This is a genomic window from Streptomyces viridochromogenes (assembly GCF_001270495.1).
Lineage (GTDB): Bacteria > Actinomycetota > Actinomycetes > Streptomycetales > Streptomycetaceae > Streptomyces > Streptomyces viridochromogenes_A.
The window spans coordinates 20,017-36,146 of the sequence record NZ_LGUR01000245.1; the positions used below are offsets into that span (position 1 = coordinate 20,017).

General features: G+C 71.8%; 16 protein-coding genes. 10 read left to right on the top strand and 6 right to left on the bottom strand.

The features are described 5' to 3' along the window. Window positions 1–225: 225 nt before the first annotated feature. Window positions 226–1,086: a DUF4184 family protein gene (locus ADK36_RS39150; RefSeq protein WP_053200992.1), complete on the bottom strand. Its 861-nt coding sequence runs from the start codon at window positions 1,084–1,086 to the stop codon at window positions 226–228. Window positions 1,087–1,463: 377 nt separating this feature from the next. Here ADK36_RS39150 and ADK36_RS39155 point away from each other — a divergent pair, with 377 nt between their 5' ends. The 3 genes from ADK36_RS39155 (at window position 1,464) to ADK36_RS39160 (ending at window position 4,540) form a co-directional block, all read left to right on the top strand. Beyond that, window positions 1,464–3,218 (top strand): lytic transglycosylase domain-containing protein, encoded by a 1,755-nt coding sequence (locus ADK36_RS39155; protein WP_053200994.1) that lies wholly within the window; start codon window positions 1,464–1,466, stop codon window positions 3,216–3,218. A gap of 158 nt (window positions 3,219–3,376) precedes the next feature. Beyond that, window positions 3,377–3,511: an SPW_0924 family protein gene (locus ADK36_RS48465; RefSeq protein WP_107083905.1), complete on the top strand. Its 135-nt coding sequence runs from the start codon at window positions 3,377–3,379 to the stop codon at window positions 3,509–3,511. 36 nt (window positions 3,512–3,547) lie between these two features. Further along, a complete protein-coding gene (locus ADK36_RS39160) occupies window positions 3,548–4,540 on the top strand; it encodes a DUF3068 domain-containing protein (protein WP_048585755.1) in 993 nt (330 codons plus the stop codon). Here ADK36_RS39160 and hrpB read toward each other — a convergent pair. After that, window positions 4,530–7,007, bottom strand: coding sequence for an ATP-dependent helicase HrpB (hrpB, locus tag ADK36_RS39165; RefSeq protein WP_053200996.1), 2,478 nt, complete (start codon window positions 7,005–7,007; stop codon window positions 4,530–4,532). The genes ADK36_RS39160 and hrpB overlap by 11 nt on opposite strands. A gap of 4 nt (window positions 7,008–7,011) precedes the next feature. Next, complete coding sequence (locus tag ADK36_RS39170) at window positions 7,012–7,845, bottom strand: class I SAM-dependent methyltransferase (protein ID WP_048585753.1); 834 nt, start codon at window positions 7,843–7,845, stop codon at window positions 7,012–7,014. Between the two features lie 408 nt (window positions 7,846–8,253). Between ADK36_RS39170 and rpsA the strand changes: the two genes are divergently transcribed. From rpsA to ADK36_RS39190, 4 genes are all read left to right on the top strand, one after another. Then, on the top strand, window positions 8,254–9,750 hold the full coding sequence (gene rpsA, locus ADK36_RS39175) for a 30S ribosomal protein S1 (protein ID WP_048585752.1): 1,497 nt from the start codon (window positions 8,254–8,256) through the stop codon (window positions 9,748–9,750). A gap of 266 nt (window positions 9,751–10,016) precedes the next feature. Further along, the gene (locus tag ADK36_RS39180) at window positions 10,017–10,955 is read left to right on the top strand and encodes a PAC2 family protein (RefSeq protein ID WP_048585751.1); all 939 of its coding nucleotides are present in this window, start codon (window positions 10,017–10,019) and stop codon (window positions 10,953–10,955) included. A gap of 56 nt (window positions 10,956–11,011) precedes the next feature. Further along, the gene (gene coaE / locus ADK36_RS39185; RefSeq protein WP_053200998.1) at window positions 11,012–11,641 is read left to right on the top strand and encodes a dephospho-CoA kinase; all 630 of its coding nucleotides are present in this window, start codon (window positions 11,012–11,014) and stop codon (window positions 11,639–11,641) included. Window positions 11,642–11,722: 81 nt separating this feature from the next. Then, complete coding sequence (locus tag ADK36_RS39190; RefSeq protein WP_030052524.1) at window positions 11,723–12,103, top strand: tetratricopeptide repeat protein; 381 nt, start codon at window positions 11,723–11,725, stop codon at window positions 12,101–12,103. A 66-nt stretch (window positions 12,104–12,169) separates the two neighbouring features. Here ADK36_RS39190 and ADK36_RS39195 read toward each other — a convergent pair whose 3' ends face one another. Beyond that, window positions 12,170–12,463: a DUF6343 family protein gene (locus ADK36_RS39195; RefSeq protein ID WP_199830347.1), complete on the bottom strand. Its 294-nt coding sequence runs from the start codon at window positions 12,461–12,463 to the stop codon at window positions 12,170–12,172. A gap of 55 nt (window positions 12,464–12,518) precedes the next feature. Between ADK36_RS39195 and ADK36_RS39200 the strand changes: the two genes are divergently transcribed. Then, the gene (locus tag ADK36_RS39200; protein WP_053201000.1) at window positions 12,519–13,466 is read left to right on the top strand and encodes an acyltransferase domain-containing protein; all 948 of its coding nucleotides are present in this window, start codon (window positions 12,519–12,521) and stop codon (window positions 13,464–13,466) included. A gap of 87 nt (window positions 13,467–13,553) precedes the next feature. After that, window positions 13,554–14,009: a DoxX family protein gene (locus tag ADK36_RS39205; RefSeq protein WP_053201002.1), complete on the top strand. Its 456-nt coding sequence runs from the start codon at window positions 13,554–13,556 to the stop codon at window positions 14,007–14,009. Window positions 14,010–14,129: 120 nt separating this feature from the next. Here ADK36_RS39205 and ADK36_RS39210 read toward each other — a convergent pair whose 3' ends face one another. Further along, a complete protein-coding gene (locus ADK36_RS39210) occupies window positions 14,130–14,582 on the bottom strand; it encodes an RNA-binding S4 domain-containing protein (RefSeq protein ID WP_048585746.1) in 453 nt (150 codons plus the stop codon). Between the two features lie 68 nt (window positions 14,583–14,650). Here ADK36_RS39210 and ADK36_RS39215 point away from each other — a divergent pair, with 68 nt between their 5' ends. Further along, window positions 14,651–15,355: a uracil-DNA glycosylase gene (locus tag ADK36_RS39215; protein ID WP_048585745.1), complete on the top strand. Its 705-nt coding sequence runs from the start codon at window positions 14,651–14,653 to the stop codon at window positions 15,353–15,355. A gap of 86 nt (window positions 15,356–15,441) precedes the next feature. Here the strand turns inward: ADK36_RS39215 and ADK36_RS39220 are convergent, their stop codons facing one another. Continuing rightward, window positions 15,442–16,104 (bottom strand): GntR family transcriptional regulator, encoded by a 663-nt coding sequence (locus ADK36_RS39220; protein WP_053201004.1) that lies wholly within the window; start codon window positions 16,102–16,104, stop codon window positions 15,442–15,444. Window positions 16,105–16,130 lie beyond the last annotated feature (26 nt).

Consider the following 16,130-nt stretch of genomic DNA (forward strand, 5'->3'; position numbering starts at 1 on the left):
GTATACGCACGCTCCACCGCCGGACAGCCCCGGCATCGGCGAACGTGAACACCGAAGGCGCCCACTCCAAGGCACCGCCCTCGGTCCCGCCCTTAGCCCCCGGCGCAAGCAGCGCCCGCATCCCCGCCGACCTGATGGGACCCCTGCGGCGCAGGGCGACGACCCTCCGCGGTTACCTGGCCCTCGCCCGCACCGCGCTCCCACGGCCCCACCCCGGAGCGGCCGTCATCGAGCCGCCGGACGGCTCGGCTCCCTCCCGGCCCCATCCGAACCCGCACTGTCAGGCCCCGGAACCGGACGCCACACCCTGACCCCCACGGCGTACAGCAGCAGCCCCAGGCAGAGCCCCGCGCCCGCCCCGAAGCACAGCGTCGGAATCAGCTCCCAGTACTTCGCGGTGGACCCCCAGTAAGCCCACCAGCGCGACGCCCGCTGCACCGCCGCCACCGCGGCCAACCCGCCGATCACCGCGCCGGCCAGCCACCGGTCCCGTACCGAGAGCACCGGAACACCGACCGGGGCAGCGGCAGGAGACCGCCGTAGTGCCACGGTCACGAACGCGGCGATGACGACCGCGGCGACCGCCGAACCGCCGTACTGGAGGTACCAGTACAGCGGCGACCCCGCGATCTCCTCGCCCAGGACGGGGAACAGCCGCATTCCCCAGCGGTCGAGATGGGTGAACGCGTCCCACACGACATGCGTCAGTGCGCCGAGCGCGGCCGACAGGTACCAGCGCGCCGCCAGTGACGGCCCTACACGCGCGCGTGGCGACCCGCAGCGCAGCAGCGTGGCAAGCCGCCCCTGCCGCCGGGCCGGCAGGAGTGCCACCAGGGGCTCGCGCAGCAGGAGCCACAGGCCCACCAGCGCCCAGGCGACCACCACGTCGACGGTGAACACGCCCGCGAACGAGTGCGTGACGTCGCCGAACGCCATCGCCTCCGGCAGGACACTCGCCACGTAGTAGGTCATGTCGGGAGAGAAGGAGCCCGCCACCAACATGGCCGGTATGAGCCCTTTTCGGCCGGTTCCGTCGGTGCGTACGGCGGGCAGTACGGCCGCCGCATGGCTGAGCGTGAACGGCAACGGGGCTCCTTGAGCGGGATGTTGAAGGGGCGGATGGCCCGGTTCGTCGGGGAAGTCAGTATGCGGGACGGTGCCGGCCGGCCCGAGTCGCGGGCCGCGGGACCGGGGCGCGGGACCGGGGCGCGGGACGGGGTGCGGACCCGTGTGGCCAACTGGTAAAAATCGGGCGCCAACGGGTGCCCCCGCAAAGGAAGTTGTCGTAGGGTCGCCTGGGTCGCCGTGCCGGGGGATGCGGTCGAACAAGTGAACAGCGACCGAAATCGTGCCGCGAGGGCAACTGTCGCGGCTGGTCGATCGTCACAACAGGGGCGGGCTCGGCATGGCGAGCCCCGCAGACAGCGTCGGGCGCCCGGGCGTCCGCAGGAGGGGTCCACTACATGGCGGCGCAATTCGGCAGGCTGCGCAAGGGGGCGCTGAACACCACCGTGGCCGCGGTCGCGGTCGCGGCGCTGGCCGCGTCCCAGGCTCCGGGCGTGACGACCGACGACGCCGGCAGACGGATCGCCACCGGAACCCAGCCCTCACCGGACGCGGCCGCCGAGGACAGCGCCACCGGCAACTCGCCGTACTACACGGACCTGCCGCCGCTCAACAGCCCCAACCCCTCGCCGTCCGCCGACACCCCCGTCACCCCGGGCACCGGCGAGGCGGGCATCCCCGCGACCGTCCTCGACGCCTACAAGAAGGCCGCGACCGCGCTCCAGGAGGCCAAGCCCGGCTGCAACCTGCCGTGGGAACTCCTCGCCGCCATCGGCAAGGTCGAGTCGGGCCAGGCCCGCGGCGGCCGCGTCGACGCGAACGGCACCACGCTCACCCCGATCCTCGGCCCGCAGCTCAACGGCAACGGCTTCGCGAACATCAGCGACACCGACAACGGCGCCTACGACGGGGACAGCTCGTACGACCGTGCCGTAGGCCCCATGCAGTTCATCCCCTCCACCTGGGAATGGGCCGGCCGCGACGGCAACGGCGACGGCAAGAAGGATCCCAACAACGTCTACGACGCCGCCCTCGCCGCCGGCCACTACCTGTGCCGCTTCGGCTGGGACCTGTCCACCCAGGGCGACCTCGACCGCGCGATCCTCAGCTACAACAACTCGCGGGACTACCTCAACCTGGTCATGAGGTGGCTGGAGTACTACCGCAAGGGCACCCACGAGATCCCGGACGGCACCGGCTCCCTCCCGTCCGGCCGCAGCGACGACTCGGCGGGCGCGAGCCCGACACCGACGGCTCCCGCCACCCCCGGCACGCCCAGCACACCCACCACACCGACAGCGCCGGGCGGCACCGAGCCCGACGGCAACGGCGGTGGCTCCACCCCCCCCAAGCCGACCCCGCCGGGCCCCACCCCGCCCGGCACGACGCCGCCCACGGCCACCGACACGGTGCACCACCTGGAGGACGCGGACACCGCGAAGCTCACCGCGATGGCGGGCGACACCTTCACCGAGAAGATCAGTACCCGCGCCGAGACCAAGGCGGGCAAGGCCGTCGCCAAGGTCCGGGTCCGCTTCACCATCACCGGCACCACCGACGCCACCTTCAGCACCGGCGAGAAGTACGCCGCCGCCCTCACCGACAGCGCGGGCGAGGCCGTGGCGCCCGCGCTGAAGGCGGGCGAGGACACGGGCGAGTTCGTGGTCCGCGCCACCGTCGTCGGCCGTGCGATCGCCGGCCTCGACTACACGGCCACCGTCACCGAACGCGCCGCCGACACCCTGACCCGCACCAGCGACACCGCGCTGACCTGCACCCCGGGCGGCGAGTTCGCCGACCAGGTCGAGGTGAAGGCGACGTACAAGGGCGCCGTGGCGGACAAGGTCGCGGCCACCGCCACGCTCATCAAGTCGGCGGACGACCCGGCCGAGAACGACAAGGGCCCCTACTTCAAGGACGCCGACGGCAAGACCGTGCGCACGCTGACCGGTCTGACGACGGACGAGAAGGGTCTGCTCAAGCTGCCGAAGCTGTACGCCGACGACGCCGCCGGCACGTATCTGCTCCGTATCAACACCGCGGGCGGCGCGACGCTGACCGTCGAACTGAAGGTGGCGGCGGCCGAGACGTCGCCCAGCCCGACCCCGTCGGAGTCGGCATCCGGGTCGGCGTCGGCGAGCCCGACCGCGTAGCCCTCGCGAGATCCGAACGAGGGGCGCCCTTCCGCCACGGCGGACGGGGCGCCCCTCGTCCCTGTGCGCAACGTGTTCTCATCTCGCCCGCCCGTTGCTACGGTGCCAAACCTGACGATGTATCAGATGTCATGGCTCCGGGATCCCGGGAGGCCCGTATGCGCGCCCTGATCGCCGCCGCGACCGGTCTCGCCGTCGCGCTCGTCCTGGTGTTCACCATCACCGCCCTCGGCAGCCCGGCCGGTGAGACATCCCCCAAGCCGCTGCTGACGACGGTGCCCGCACACCCGTAACCGCCCGTCCACGAACCGTTCGGGAGGGAGGCCGAGATGCGCCGCAAGGCCGGCCTGGTCCTGCTCGCCCTCGCCGTGTTCTTCGCGGCACTGTCCCCGCTGCTGCGCTGGTACGCCTTCCCACGCCTGGCCAAGATCCCGGCGAACCAGTACCAGGACATGGTCCTGGAGGCGAAGGACGCGACCCTCCTCGACTACGGCACGATGAAGGCCCGCAAGGTCCCCGAGGTCACCATCGTGCAGACGCTGAAGGGCAACGTCGAGGAGTCGGAGAAGATCGAGAAGACGGCCGGGCGGGACGTCGTCGTCTGGGACGGCCTGTCGTACGTCGTCGGCCCCGACGGCAAGATGGTCTCCAAGATCCCCGAGCGCTACATCTTCGACGCCCACACCCAGGAACCCGTCCACGCCACCGGCGAGATGGTCGACGGCGACCCGGTGAAACGGCAGGGCATCGAGTTCAAGTGGCCTTTCCTGACGGAGAAACGGGACTACGAGTACTTCGACGCCCAGGCACGCGTCACCGCCCCCATCCACTACAAGGGGACGCAGAACTTCCGCGGGGTCGACGTCTACTACTTCGAGCAGACCATCCCGTGGACCAAGGTCAGGTTCCCCAAGACCATGCCGGTCGAGGGCATCACCCCGGAGTCGGTGGCCAAGACCGGCACGACCCGCTGGTACACCACCGTCCGCAAGTTCTGGGTCGAACCCCTCACCGGCGCCCCTGTCTACGGCGAGGAGATCCACAAGGAGGAACTGCGCGGCGGCACCCTGCTCGGCGGCCGCGAGAAGGTGACGGCGTTCGCCGGCCACGTGAAGATGCGCGAGGACTACATCGACTCCACGGTGGCCCTGGTCAAGTCCAACCGCACCCTGGTCCTGCTGATGACGTCGTACCTCCCGTGGGGCTTCCTGGCCCTGGCCCTGGTGCTCCTCTCCCTCTCCCTCTACCTGGAGGCACGGGGCCGCCGCCCCGGCGACCCGAGGCCGACGAAGGACGCCGAGCCGGAGCCGGTCAACGCCTGAGCCGGGCGTTGGTGTGCCGGGTCGGCTCGGCGGTGGCGGGATCCTCGGGCCACGGATGCTTCGGATAGCGACCGCGCAGCTCCGCCCGTACGCCGTTGTAGCCGTCCTTCCAGAAGGAGGCCAGGTCGGCGGTGACGGCGGCCGGGCGCCCGGCGGGGGAGAGCAGATGGACGAGCAGCGGCACCCCGGCGACGGACGGCGACTCGTGGAGGCCGAACATCTCCTGCAACTTCACGGCGAGGACGGGTTGTTCGGGGTTGTCGTAGTCGATCCGGATTCTGGACCCACTCGGTACGGCGATCCGCTCCGGTGCCAGCTCGTCGAGCCGCCCGGCCTCCCCGGAGGCCCACGGCAGCAGCCTGGTGAGCGCCTCCCCGGCGTCGATCCGCGCCAGATCGGCCCGCCGCCGGGCGCGCCCCAGCTCGGGCTCCAACCACTCGTCCACGCGCGCGTGGAGCGCATCGTCGGAGACGTCGGGCCAGGGATCACCGAGGTGCAGACGGAGAAAGGCGAGCCGCCGACGCAGTACGCCGGCTTCCGGCGACCAGCGCAACAGGCCGAGCCCGTCCTGCCGGAGACCTTCGAGCAGCGCGTTCCGTACGAGGTCGGGGGCGGCGTCGCGCAACGGGCGCGCCGCGAGTTCGATCGCCCCCAGCCGCTCCACCCGCCGGGCGACGACGTCCCCGTCGGCCCAGTGGACCTCCTGGCCCTCGGAGTACAGGGAGGCCGCTGCCGACCGGGCCATGTCCTCGTCCACCGCGGCGGCGAGCTGCACGCGCGCGTGCCCCTTGCCGACAGGGCGGTCCGCGACGGCCACGGCGAGCCACGGAGCACCGCGCAGAGGGCTGCCCTCGGCGAGCTCGGCGCGGGTGCCGGAGGCCATGAGGTAGGAGCCGCCGTCGGCCCTGGCGACCCGCTCGGGGAAGGCGAGGGCGGCGACGAGGCCCACCGTGCGGTCGTCCGCGTCGCCCGCCGGCGCGCTCTCGCCGCCCGAACGCAGCCGCCGCACCTCCGCACGCCACCGCCCCGCATAGGCGTCACCACCCCGCCGAGCCGCCCGCAGCGCGGCGGCCAGGTCGTCGCCGTACTCTCTCGGCGCCTCCTCGCTCAGCAGCGCGACCACCTCGGCGCCCGCACCGGACGTGTCCAGCAGCGCCCGCCCCAACCGGGGGTGCAACCCCAGCCGGGCCAACGCGGTGCCCCGCGCCGTTGCCCGCCCGCCGGAGTCCACCGCGCCGACGGCCGTCAGTACGCTCCTCGCCGCCGCCATCGCCCCGCCCGGCGGCCGGTCCAGCAACGCCAGCCCGGCCGCGTCCGGATCGCCCCAGCAGGACACCTGCAACGCGAACGCCGTCAGGTCGGCCACCTTGATCTCCGGCGACGGGAACCGCGGCAGACGCGCGTCCTCGGCCTCCGCCCAGCACCGGTACACCGCCCCGGGCGCCTCCCGCCCGGCACGCCCCGCCCGCTGCCGCCCGGCGGCCTGCGAGGCCCGTACCGTCGTCAACGCGCTCAGCCCGCGCGCGTGGTCGACGCGAGGCTCCCGCGCCAGCCCGGAGTCGACCACCACCCGCACCCCGGGAACCGTCAGCGACGACTCCGCCACCGACGTCGCCAGCACCACCCGGCGCCGCTCACCACCGGTCAGGACGGCGTCCTGCACGGCCGCCGACGCCCGCCCGTGCACCTGGAGCACCTCGACGTCCCCGAGCTCCCTCAGCTGCCCGGCCACGCGCGCGATCTCGCCCACGCCCGGCAGGAAACACAGCACGTCCCCGGCCCGCTCGGCCAGCGCCCTGCGTACCACCGACGCCACATGCGTCAGCAGCGCCGGGTCGACACGCATGCCGTGCGGCGGCCGTACGGGACGCGTCGGCGGCGACCAGACCACCTCCACCGGATGCGAGGCGCCCTCGGCCTCGACCACGGGCGCGTCGCCCAGCAGCCGCGCCCACCCCTGCGCGTCCGTCGTCGCCGACGCGGCCACCAGCCGCAGCTCCGGCCGCAGCGCCTGCCGTACGTCCCACAGGAACGCCGCCACCGTGTCCGCGTCCAGATGCCGCTCGTGGCACTCGTCGAGGACCACCACGTCCACGCCCGCCAGCTCCTCGTCGCGCTGCAACCGCTGGAGGAGCACACCTGTCGTGACGACCTCCACACGCGCGTGGCGCCCGACGACGCGTTCCCCGCGCACGGTGTACCCGACGCTCCCGCCGACCTTCTCGCCCAGCAGCCACGCCATCCGCCGCGCGGCGGCCCGAGCGGCGATCCGCCGTGGCTCGGCCACGACGACCCGCCGCGCCGGTCCCGCGCCGAGCAGCCCCGCCAGGACCAGCGGCACCAGGGTCGTCTTGCCGGTGCCGGGCGGCGCGACGAGCACCGCGGTGCCCTGCGCCTCCAGGGCGTCATCCAGACCGGGCAGGGCGCTGCGCACCGGCAGCGCGTCCAGGGCGTCGTAACGGATCACGCGCTCAGTCCCGTACGCACACGAAGATCGCCGTCCCCGGGATCAGGTTCCCGCGCAGCGGCGACCAGCCTCCCCACTCCGAGGAGTTCCAGGCCGGCCACTCCGGCTCGACCAGGTCCACCAGCCGGAACCCCGCCGCCACGACGTCCCGCACCCGGTCGCCGACCGTCCGGTGATGTTCGACGTAGACCGCGCGGCCCTCCTCGTCCTGCTCGACGTACGGAGTGCGGTCGAAGTACGAGGCCGAGACGGACAGGCCCGCCGGGCCGGGCTCGTCCGGGAACGCCCAGCGGATGGGGTGGGTGACGGAGAAGACGAAGCGCCCGCCCGGCCGCAGCACCCGCCGCACCTCCCGCAGTACCTGCACCGGGTCGGCGACGAACGGCAGCGCCCCGTACGCCGAGCACGCCAGGTCGAAGGAGGCGTCGGCGAAAGGGAGGGCGCCCGCGTCGGCGCACACCAGGGGGAACGCGCCCCCGATGCGCAGGGCGTGCTGGAGCTGGCGGTGGGAGATGTCCAGGGCGACCGGGCGGGCGCCCTGCGCGGTCAGCCAGCGCGAGCACTGGGCCGCGCCGGCGCCGATCTCCAGGACGTCCTTCCCCTTGAGGTCCTCCGGCGGGCCGAGCAGCTCGGCCTCCACCTCGTCCAGGCCCTCGGGGCCCCATACGAAGCGGTCGTCACCGAGGAACGTGCCGTGCTCGATCTGGTACTCGTCCGCGTTGCGGTCCCACCAGCCCCGGTTGGCGCGGGAACTCTCCGCGACACCGGCGTCGCGCCGGGTGGCCTCCGGATCGAAGGCGGCGTCGGGCGATGCGTCGGGCGACGCGCCGGACGTGATCTCGGACGATACGGGCTCTTGGATGATGGGCTCCCTCGTCGTACTCTTCCGTCACCTGAATGGCGCGGCCCCTCCCGGCGGTGTCACGCGAGGGGTGCTCCAAGGCCTGCGTGGCCTCTCGAGACAGGTTTTGTGCCGGGTATGCGGCGATCCGCCCCGGGTGTGCGGCTTCGCGCATTGACCCTGTCCGGCTGCCCCCGTATGCTACAAGTTGCGCTGCGGGCCTGCGCACCTCAGACGTAGCAGGCTGCGCTCGCATCTGTTGTATGTCCCCTCGGTTTTCGAGGCGCCATCACCAGTTTTTCTCGGTGGGGTGCTTCCTTGGCTGTCCGGCTTCTTCAGAGCGATACGGGCTCCCGGCGTAGCAGTACCTACGACTTCAATGTCCGTACCGGAGCCCTTTCCCACATGACGAGCAGCACCGAGACCACCGCCACCACCCCGCAGGTAGCGGTCAACGACATCGGTAACGAGGAAGCCTTCCTCGCCGCGATCGACGAGACGATCAAGTACTTCAACGACGGCGACATCGTCGACGGCGTCATCGTGAAGGTCGACCGGGACGAGGTCCTGCTCGACATCGGTTACAAGACCGAAGGCGTTATCCCGAGCCGCGAGCTCTCCATCAAGCACGACGTCGACCCCAACGAGGTCGTCGCCGTCGGTGACGAGATCGAGGCCCTTGTTCTCCAGAAGGAGGACAAGGAAGGCCGCCTGATCCTCTCGAAGAAGCGCGCCCAGTACGAGCGTGCCTGGGGCACCATCGAGAAGATCAAGGAAGAGGACGGGATCGTCACCGGTACCGTCATCGAGGTCGTCAAGGGTGGTCTCATCCTCGACATCGGCCTCCGTGGCTTCCTCCCGGCCTCCCTGGTCGAGATGCGCCGCGTTCGCGACCTCCAGCCCTACGTGGGCAAGGAGCTCGAGGCCAAGATCATCGAGCTGGACAAGAACCGCAACAACGTGGTCCTGTCCCGCCGTGCCTGGCTGGAGCAGACCCAGTCCGAGGTCCGCCAGACGTTCCTCACCACCCTCCAGAAGGGTCAGGTCCGTTCCGGCGTCGTCTCCTCGATCGTCAACTTCGGTGCCTTCGTGGACCTGGGTGGCGTCGACGGTCTGGTCCACGTCTCCGAGCTCTCCTGGAAGCACATCGACCACCCCTCCGAGGTTGTCGAGGTCGGCCAGGAAGTCACCGTCGAGGTTCTCGACGTCGACATGGACCGCGAGCGTGTCTCCCTGTCGCTGAAGGCGACGCAGGAAGACCCGTGGCAGCAGTTCGCCCGGACCCACCAGATCGGCCAGGTCGTCCCGGGTAAGGTCACCAAGCTGGTTCCGTTCGGTGCGTTCGTCCGCGTGGACGAGGGCATCGAGGGTCTGGTCCACATCTCCGAGCTGGCCGAGCGCCACGTGGAGATCCCGGAGCAGGTCGTCCAGGTCAACGACGAGATCTTCGTCAAGGTCATCGACATCGACCTCGAGCGCCGCCGCATCAGCCTCTCGCTGAAGCAGGCCAACGAGGCCTTCGGTGCCGACCCGGCCACGGTCGAGTTCGACCCGACCCTGTACGGCATGGCCGCGTCCTACGACGACCAGGGCAACTACATCTACCCCGAGGGCTTCGACCCCGAGACCAACGACTGGCTCGAGGGCTACGAGACCCAGCGCGAGGCGTGGGAGCACCAGTACGCCGAGGCGCAGACCCGCTTCGAGCAGCACCAGCAGCAGGTCATCAAGAGCCGCGAGGCCGACGCTGCCGCTGCCGCCGAGGGTGGCGACACCGCGGGTGCGGCTCCGGCCGCGGGTGGCGGTTCGTACTCCTCCGAGGGTGCGGACACCTCCGGTGCGCTGGCTTCGGACGAGGCGCTTGCCGCGCTGCGTGAGAAGCTGGCCGGGGGCCAGAGCTGATCGCTGCCGCTGAGGCTTAGCCGGTAACTGAGGGGCCGTACCTTTCGAGGTACGGCCCCTCAGCGTTGCCCTGGGGCGGGGCGGGGCGCGTTTCGGCTGCGGGCCGGTGGGGGCTTGTCGCGCCCACGCGGCCGAGCCGCATATCGACACAGCCCCGCGCCCCTCAGGGACATGGTCCCACCCGGCATGATCACTGATCCCTCCTCTGGGAATGCCCCCGCCCGTAAGGGTGTTGTGATGTACGGACACGAGGAGGAGCGGTCACAGTGCTTGATCCGCAGGGTTTGTACGCATGGGAGCCGAAGGGGCTGGCCGTCGTCGACATGGCGCTCGCCCAGGAGTCGGCCGGCCTTGTCATGCTCTACCACTTCGACGGATACATCGACGCGGGCGAGACCGGCGACCAGATCGTCGACCGGATTCTCGACTCGCTGCCCCACCAGGTCGTCGCCCGCTTCGACCACGACCGGCTCGTGGACTACCGTGCCCGTCGCCCGCTGCTGACGTTCAAGCGCGACCGCTGGAGCGAGTACGAGGATCCCGCCATCGAGGTGCGGCTTGTGCAGGACGCGACCGGGGCGCCCTTCCTGCTGCTGTCCGGGCCCGAGCCGGACGTGGAGTGGGAGCGCTTCGCCGCGGCCGTCAAGGAGATCGTGGAGCGTCTCGGGGTGCGCCTGTCGGTGAACTTCCACGGCATTCCCATGGGCGTCCCGCACACCCGCCCGGTCGGCCTCACGCCGCACGGCAACCGCACCGACCTCGTCCCGGGCCACAGCAGCCCCTTCGACGAGGCGCAGGTGCCCGGCAGCGCCGAGTCCCTGGTCGAGTACCGGCTGATGGAGGCCGGCCACGACGTCCTGGGCGTCGCCGCGCATGTCCCGCACTACATCGCCCGGTCCCCGTACCCGGACGCGGCCCTGACCGTCCTGGAGGCCGTCACCGCGGCCACCGGACTCGTCCTGCCCGCCGTCGCGCACTCCCTGCGCACGGAGGCCCACCGCACGCAGAACGAGATCGACCGTCAGATCCGTGAGGGCGACGACGAGCTCACCAACCTCGTCGAGGGCCTTGAGCACCAGTACGACGCCGTGGCCGGGGCCGAGAGTCGCGGCAACATGCTCGCCGAGCCGGCGGACATCCCGTCGGCGGACGAGATCGGGCGCGAGTTCGAGCGGTTCCTGGCGGAGCGGGAAGGCGACAACTGAGGGCGGACCTGGCCTGCCGGGTGTTGATGTCAGTGGCAGGGCCTAAGCTGCGGCTCATGTTGAAGGTGGGGCTGACCGGCGGCATCGGGGCCGGCAAGAGCGAGGTGTCGCGGCTGCTCGTGGAGCACGGAGCCGTGCTGATCGACGCGGACCGCATCGCGCGCGAGGTCGTCGCGCCCGGTACGCCCGGTCTGGCGGCCGTCGTCGAGGCGTTCGGCGAGGAAGTGCTCGCCGAGGACGGCAGCCTCGACCGGCCCAAGCTGGGCTCGATCGTCTTCGCGGACGCGGACCGGCTCGCCGTACTGAACTCGATCGTGCACCCCCTCGTCGGCGCCCGCTCCCGTGAGCTCGAAGAGGCCGCCGCCGGGGACGCCGTCGTCGTGCATGACGTCCCGCTCCTCACCGAGAACGGTCTCGCGCCGCTGTACGACGTCGTGGTCGTCGTCGACGCCGCCCCCGAGACCCAGCTCGACCGGCTCGTCCGGCTGCGCGGCATGACCGAGGAGGACGCACGCGCGCGTATGGCCGCGCAGGCGACGCGTGAGACGCGCCGGGAGATCGCGGACATCGTCATCGACAACGACGTACCGCTGGATGAGCTGCGGCGTCGCGTGACGGAGGTGTGGGACGAGCTTGTGCGTCGGTCCCAGGGGGCGCGGTCCCAGGGGACACAGGGGAGCCGGTAGCCGCCGGTGGTCCCGCGTGGCTCAGGAATAGCCGCCGCCCGTTTGCGCGTTGAAGTCTTCCAGTGAGGGAAGGACTTTGCCGTGCCCGAGACCAGCGGTTCGACCGGACGTACTCCGGAGACGCATGTCATCGACTTCCGCGCCGCCGAGCAACTGCTCGCCGCGCGGGACCCGCGGGGCGCGGTGAAGCTGCTCGACGGGGTCATCGCCGTGCATCCGGAGAACACCGCCGCCCGGCTGCTGCGCGCGCGTGCCTTCTTCGCCGCCGCGCAACTGCGGCCCGCGGAGCTGGAGTTCACCATCGTCCTGGAGCGTGAGCCGGACAACGCGTTCGCGCACTTCGCGCTCGCCCGGACCTACGAGCGGCAGGGCCGGGGCGACCAGGCCAAGCGCCACTTCCGGCTGGCGGCCGCGCTCGATCCGAACCCGCAGTACCTGAAGGCGGCTCGGTTCGACGGGTGAGCGGCGGCTCGGGTGGCGGTTCTTCGGGGGCGACGGTCGAAACAGGCCCGACGGTCGCAACAGGCCCTAGGGGTGGCGGTTCTCGGGTGGTGGCCGGTACGGGCGGTTCTCGGGCGGGCGGTACGGCGGTATGCCGGGGCCCGGCTGGTAGTGCGGGCCCTGACGGATGTGCCTGAGGACCATGGCCATGTCGATCGTGATCACCAGCCACAGCACCCCGCAGGCCACCGCCCAACCGGGGCGGCCCGCGATCGCGAACGCGGCGGTGCCGAAGATCGCCCAGACCACGCCCCAGACGCACAGCCAGAAGCGGGCCCGCAGTGCACTGCGCGCTGTCGTCGGCTCACTGCCCGTACGCATCGGGATCACCACTCCTCCTTGAAACGTACTCCTCGCACTCCTCACAGGGGGCCTCGTGCTGCCGGACACCGATGAACTGGCCGAAGTGCTGCTCGACCTCGGAGTACCCCACGAGGACGTCAACGACGTCGTCCGCATGGCCCGGCGGGTGACGGACGACCCGGAGCTGCGCCAGGTCCTTCAGCGGTCCGTCGGCGAACTCGTCCGGGGCATGGGGGACGTCGGCGGGCCGGTCGACCTGCCTGACCTGGACTGGCCCTCGGGCGCCCTGCAGCGCTGCTTCCCCGTGTACGTGTTCGTCGCGGCGCTGCCGGCCACGCGCGCGTACCACCGTGAGCACGGCATCCCGGCCGACGTCACCCGGCGTACCCTCGCCGACCTCGGGCGGAACATGGCCCTGCACCGCAGGCGGTACGGCCGGGCGGGCGTGCAGGCTCCCCGGTGGCTCGTCCATCACTTCCGCGGCGAGCTGTACCAGCTGGGGCGGCTCCAGTTCGAGCGGGCGCGGCTCGGGCAACGGACCGGCACGCGGCTCGCGGCGGCCGGACTCGACGTCGGGCCGGACTCGCGCTGCCTCAACCTGCACATCCCCGACTTCTGCGGGCCGCTGTCCCCGGCCGCGGTCGACCGCTCCCTGGCGCTCGCCCGGGAGTTCTTCGCCCTGCACTTTCCGCAGGAGCGGTACCGGGCGGTGACCTGCCACTCCTGGCTGCTGGACCCGCAGCTCAGGAAATACCTTCCCGGGGACTCCAACATCGTCCGGTTCCAGGAGCGCTTCGGCGTCGCCCGCGAGGACCGGGAACCGGCCGACACCGAGCCGGTCCAGTTCGTCTTCGGCGACCCGGAGTTGCCGGTCGAGAGCCTGCCGCGCCGCACTGCCGTGGAGCGGGCCGTCGGGGACCATCTGCGGGCGGGCGGTCACTGGTACATCGGGCACGGGTGGCTGCCGTTCGACGCGGTAGACCCGATCGCCCCGACCAACCCGGTCGACGGGAGCGCGTGAAACTCCGTTCGTACGCCGATGAGTTCTGGGGCGACCCCCGGTCTACCTCTGTGACAGCACGACGGACCGCTTCACACGGGAGACCCCATGTCCGAGACCACCGCCTCCGCCACCGCCTCCGCGCCTGCCTCCGCCATCGCCGAGTCGGCGACGCCTCGCGGCCGCCGGGCCCGGATCGCCCTGCGCGGCCTGCAGATAGTGCTCGCCCTCTTCTACGCGGTCGCGAGTGCGCTGCCCAAGCTGATCGCGCACCCCTCGGCCTTGGAGGGCTTCGAGGAGATGGGCTGGGGCAGCGCGGGCATGTACGCCATCGGTGTCCTCGAACTGGCCGGTGCCATCGCCCTGCTGATCCCGGTGCTCCAGTCGGTGGCCGCGATCGCGCTGAGTGCGCTGATGATGGGCGCCTTCGTGGTCCAGCTGACCTACTTCGGCGGCGAGTACGCCGTCACACCGCTCATCCTGATCCTGCCCCTCGCCCTCATCGCGTGGGCGCGGCGAGGCTCGAACGCGGAGCTGCTGCGGTTGGTGCGACGACGGGACTGACCGCGGTGACATACGACGCGCCGTACAGCAACGTGGCGTCCGGCGGGCCGAGTGCCCGGACCGGACGCCACTGGCGTATGTCACGGCCGTCTGTCACGGCCGTTCGTCACAAGCCGGGTCTCACCGGCCGCGTGGTTGTTGTCCAGCCCCGCCGTCCATGAGCCCGCGCAGCCGTTCCATCTCGCGCCGGTCCCGCTTCGTCGGGCGGCCCGTGCCGCGGTCGCGGAGGCCGGCCGGGGCGACGGCCTCGCGCGGCGGGGGAGGGGGCGAGTTGTCGACGTAGCACTCGACCGCCGCCGGCGCGCCGACCCGCTTGCTGATGAGCCGCTTGACGATGACGATCCGCTCCCGGTTCTCCTGGCGCAGTCGTACCTCGTCGCCGACGCGCACCGAGTGGGAGGGCTTCACGTTGTGGCCGTTCACGCGCACATGCCCGCCCTTGCAGGCGGTGGCGCCCATGGAGCGGGTCTTGACCAGGCGTACGGACCAGATCCAGCTGTCGATCCGCACGCTTTCGCCGCTCTGCCCCGCGGCCGCGCCGCCGCCCGTCCCCTTGTCATTCCCGGAAGCCATGCCTCGACCTTAGCCCGCGTACGGAGCCGCGACGGCTGTACCGGTGCGACTGTGACTACGGTGGAACTGTGGATGCCCTCACTGACCTCGACCGGCGGATCGCGGGCTGCCGGGCCTGCCCGCGGCTGGTCGACTGGCGTGAGGAGGTGGCCCGCACCAAGCGCGCCGCCTTCGCCGACCAGACGTACTGGGGCCGCCCGGTGCCCGGATTCGGTCCGCCGGACGCCCGGCTGCTGATCGTCGGGCTGGCCCCGGCGGCCCATGGCGGCAACCGGACGGGCCGGATGTTCACCGGGGACCGCTCCGGTGACGTGCTGTACCAGGCCCTGTACGAGGTGGGTCTCGCCTCGCAGCCCACCTCGGTCGCCGTCGACGACGGCCTGGAGCTGTACGGCGTACGCGTCACGGCCCCCGTGCACTGCGCTCCGCCCGCCAACAAACCCACCCCCGGTGAGCGGGAGACCTGCCGGTCCTGGCTCGTGCGGGAGCTGGGGCTGCTGCGGCCGACGTTGCGGGCGATCGTCGTACTCGGCGCCTTCGGCTGGCAGGCGACGCTGCCCGCGCTGGTGGAGGCGGGGTGGAGCGTGCCCCGGCCGCGGCCCGCGTTCGCGCACGGGGCGCGGGTCGCGCTGGAGGGCGTCGGCGTTCTCGGCGGGCTCGACCTCTTCGGGTGCTTCCACGTCAGCCAGCGCAACACCTTCACCGGCAGGCTCACCCCCGCGATGCTGCGGGAGGTGCTCGGCACGGCGGCGCGGGCGGCCTCGCTCCGATGAGGCGACTCAACGAGGCGGGTCAGCGGGTCGGCGGGCCCCAAGGGGCCTCGGCGACGGCGATGGCAACGGACAAGGTACGCGGGACGCTAACCGGCTTCCTCCCCGAACAGCTGCCGCATCGTCGACCGGTAGTTGGTCTGCACGTGGGCCAGCGCGTGCGCCCGCGCCCGAGCCGGGTCGCCGGAGGCGATCGACTCGTACAACTCCCGGTGCTCCACGAGGAGTTGGGGCCACTCCTCGTTCCGCCGGGTCATCCAGCGCAGGCGCCCGGCGACCGGTTCCAGGGCCTCGATCAACAGGTTGTTGCCGGCCATGGCGATGATGCGGTCGTGCAGTCGGCTGTTGACGTCCGTGATGATCTCCGCGTCTCCCGCCTCGGTCGCGGCGGCCGCCTGGTCGAGGAGCCGCTCGACCTCGGCCAGGTTCTCCGGTGTCGCCCGTGACGCGGCGAGTCCGGCCGCGTACACCTCCAGCGCCTCGCGCAGTTCGAAGAGTTCCTTCACGTCGGCCGGGGTCAGCCGGCGCACGACGGTGCGGCGTGCCGACTCGAAGTGGACGAAGCCCTCGACGACCAGCGCCCGGATCGCTTCGCGGACCGGGACCCGCGAGACTCCGAGGCGCTCGGCCAGCTCCCGCTCGACCAGCCGGTCACCCGGCCGCAGGCGCCCCGCGATGATGTCCTGCCGGAGGGTCGCCAGGACGCGTTCCCGTACCGCGCCGATGGGTTCGATCTTCGTCGTGGAGCTCATGGGGCCATCTTCGCCGACTCCGGGTG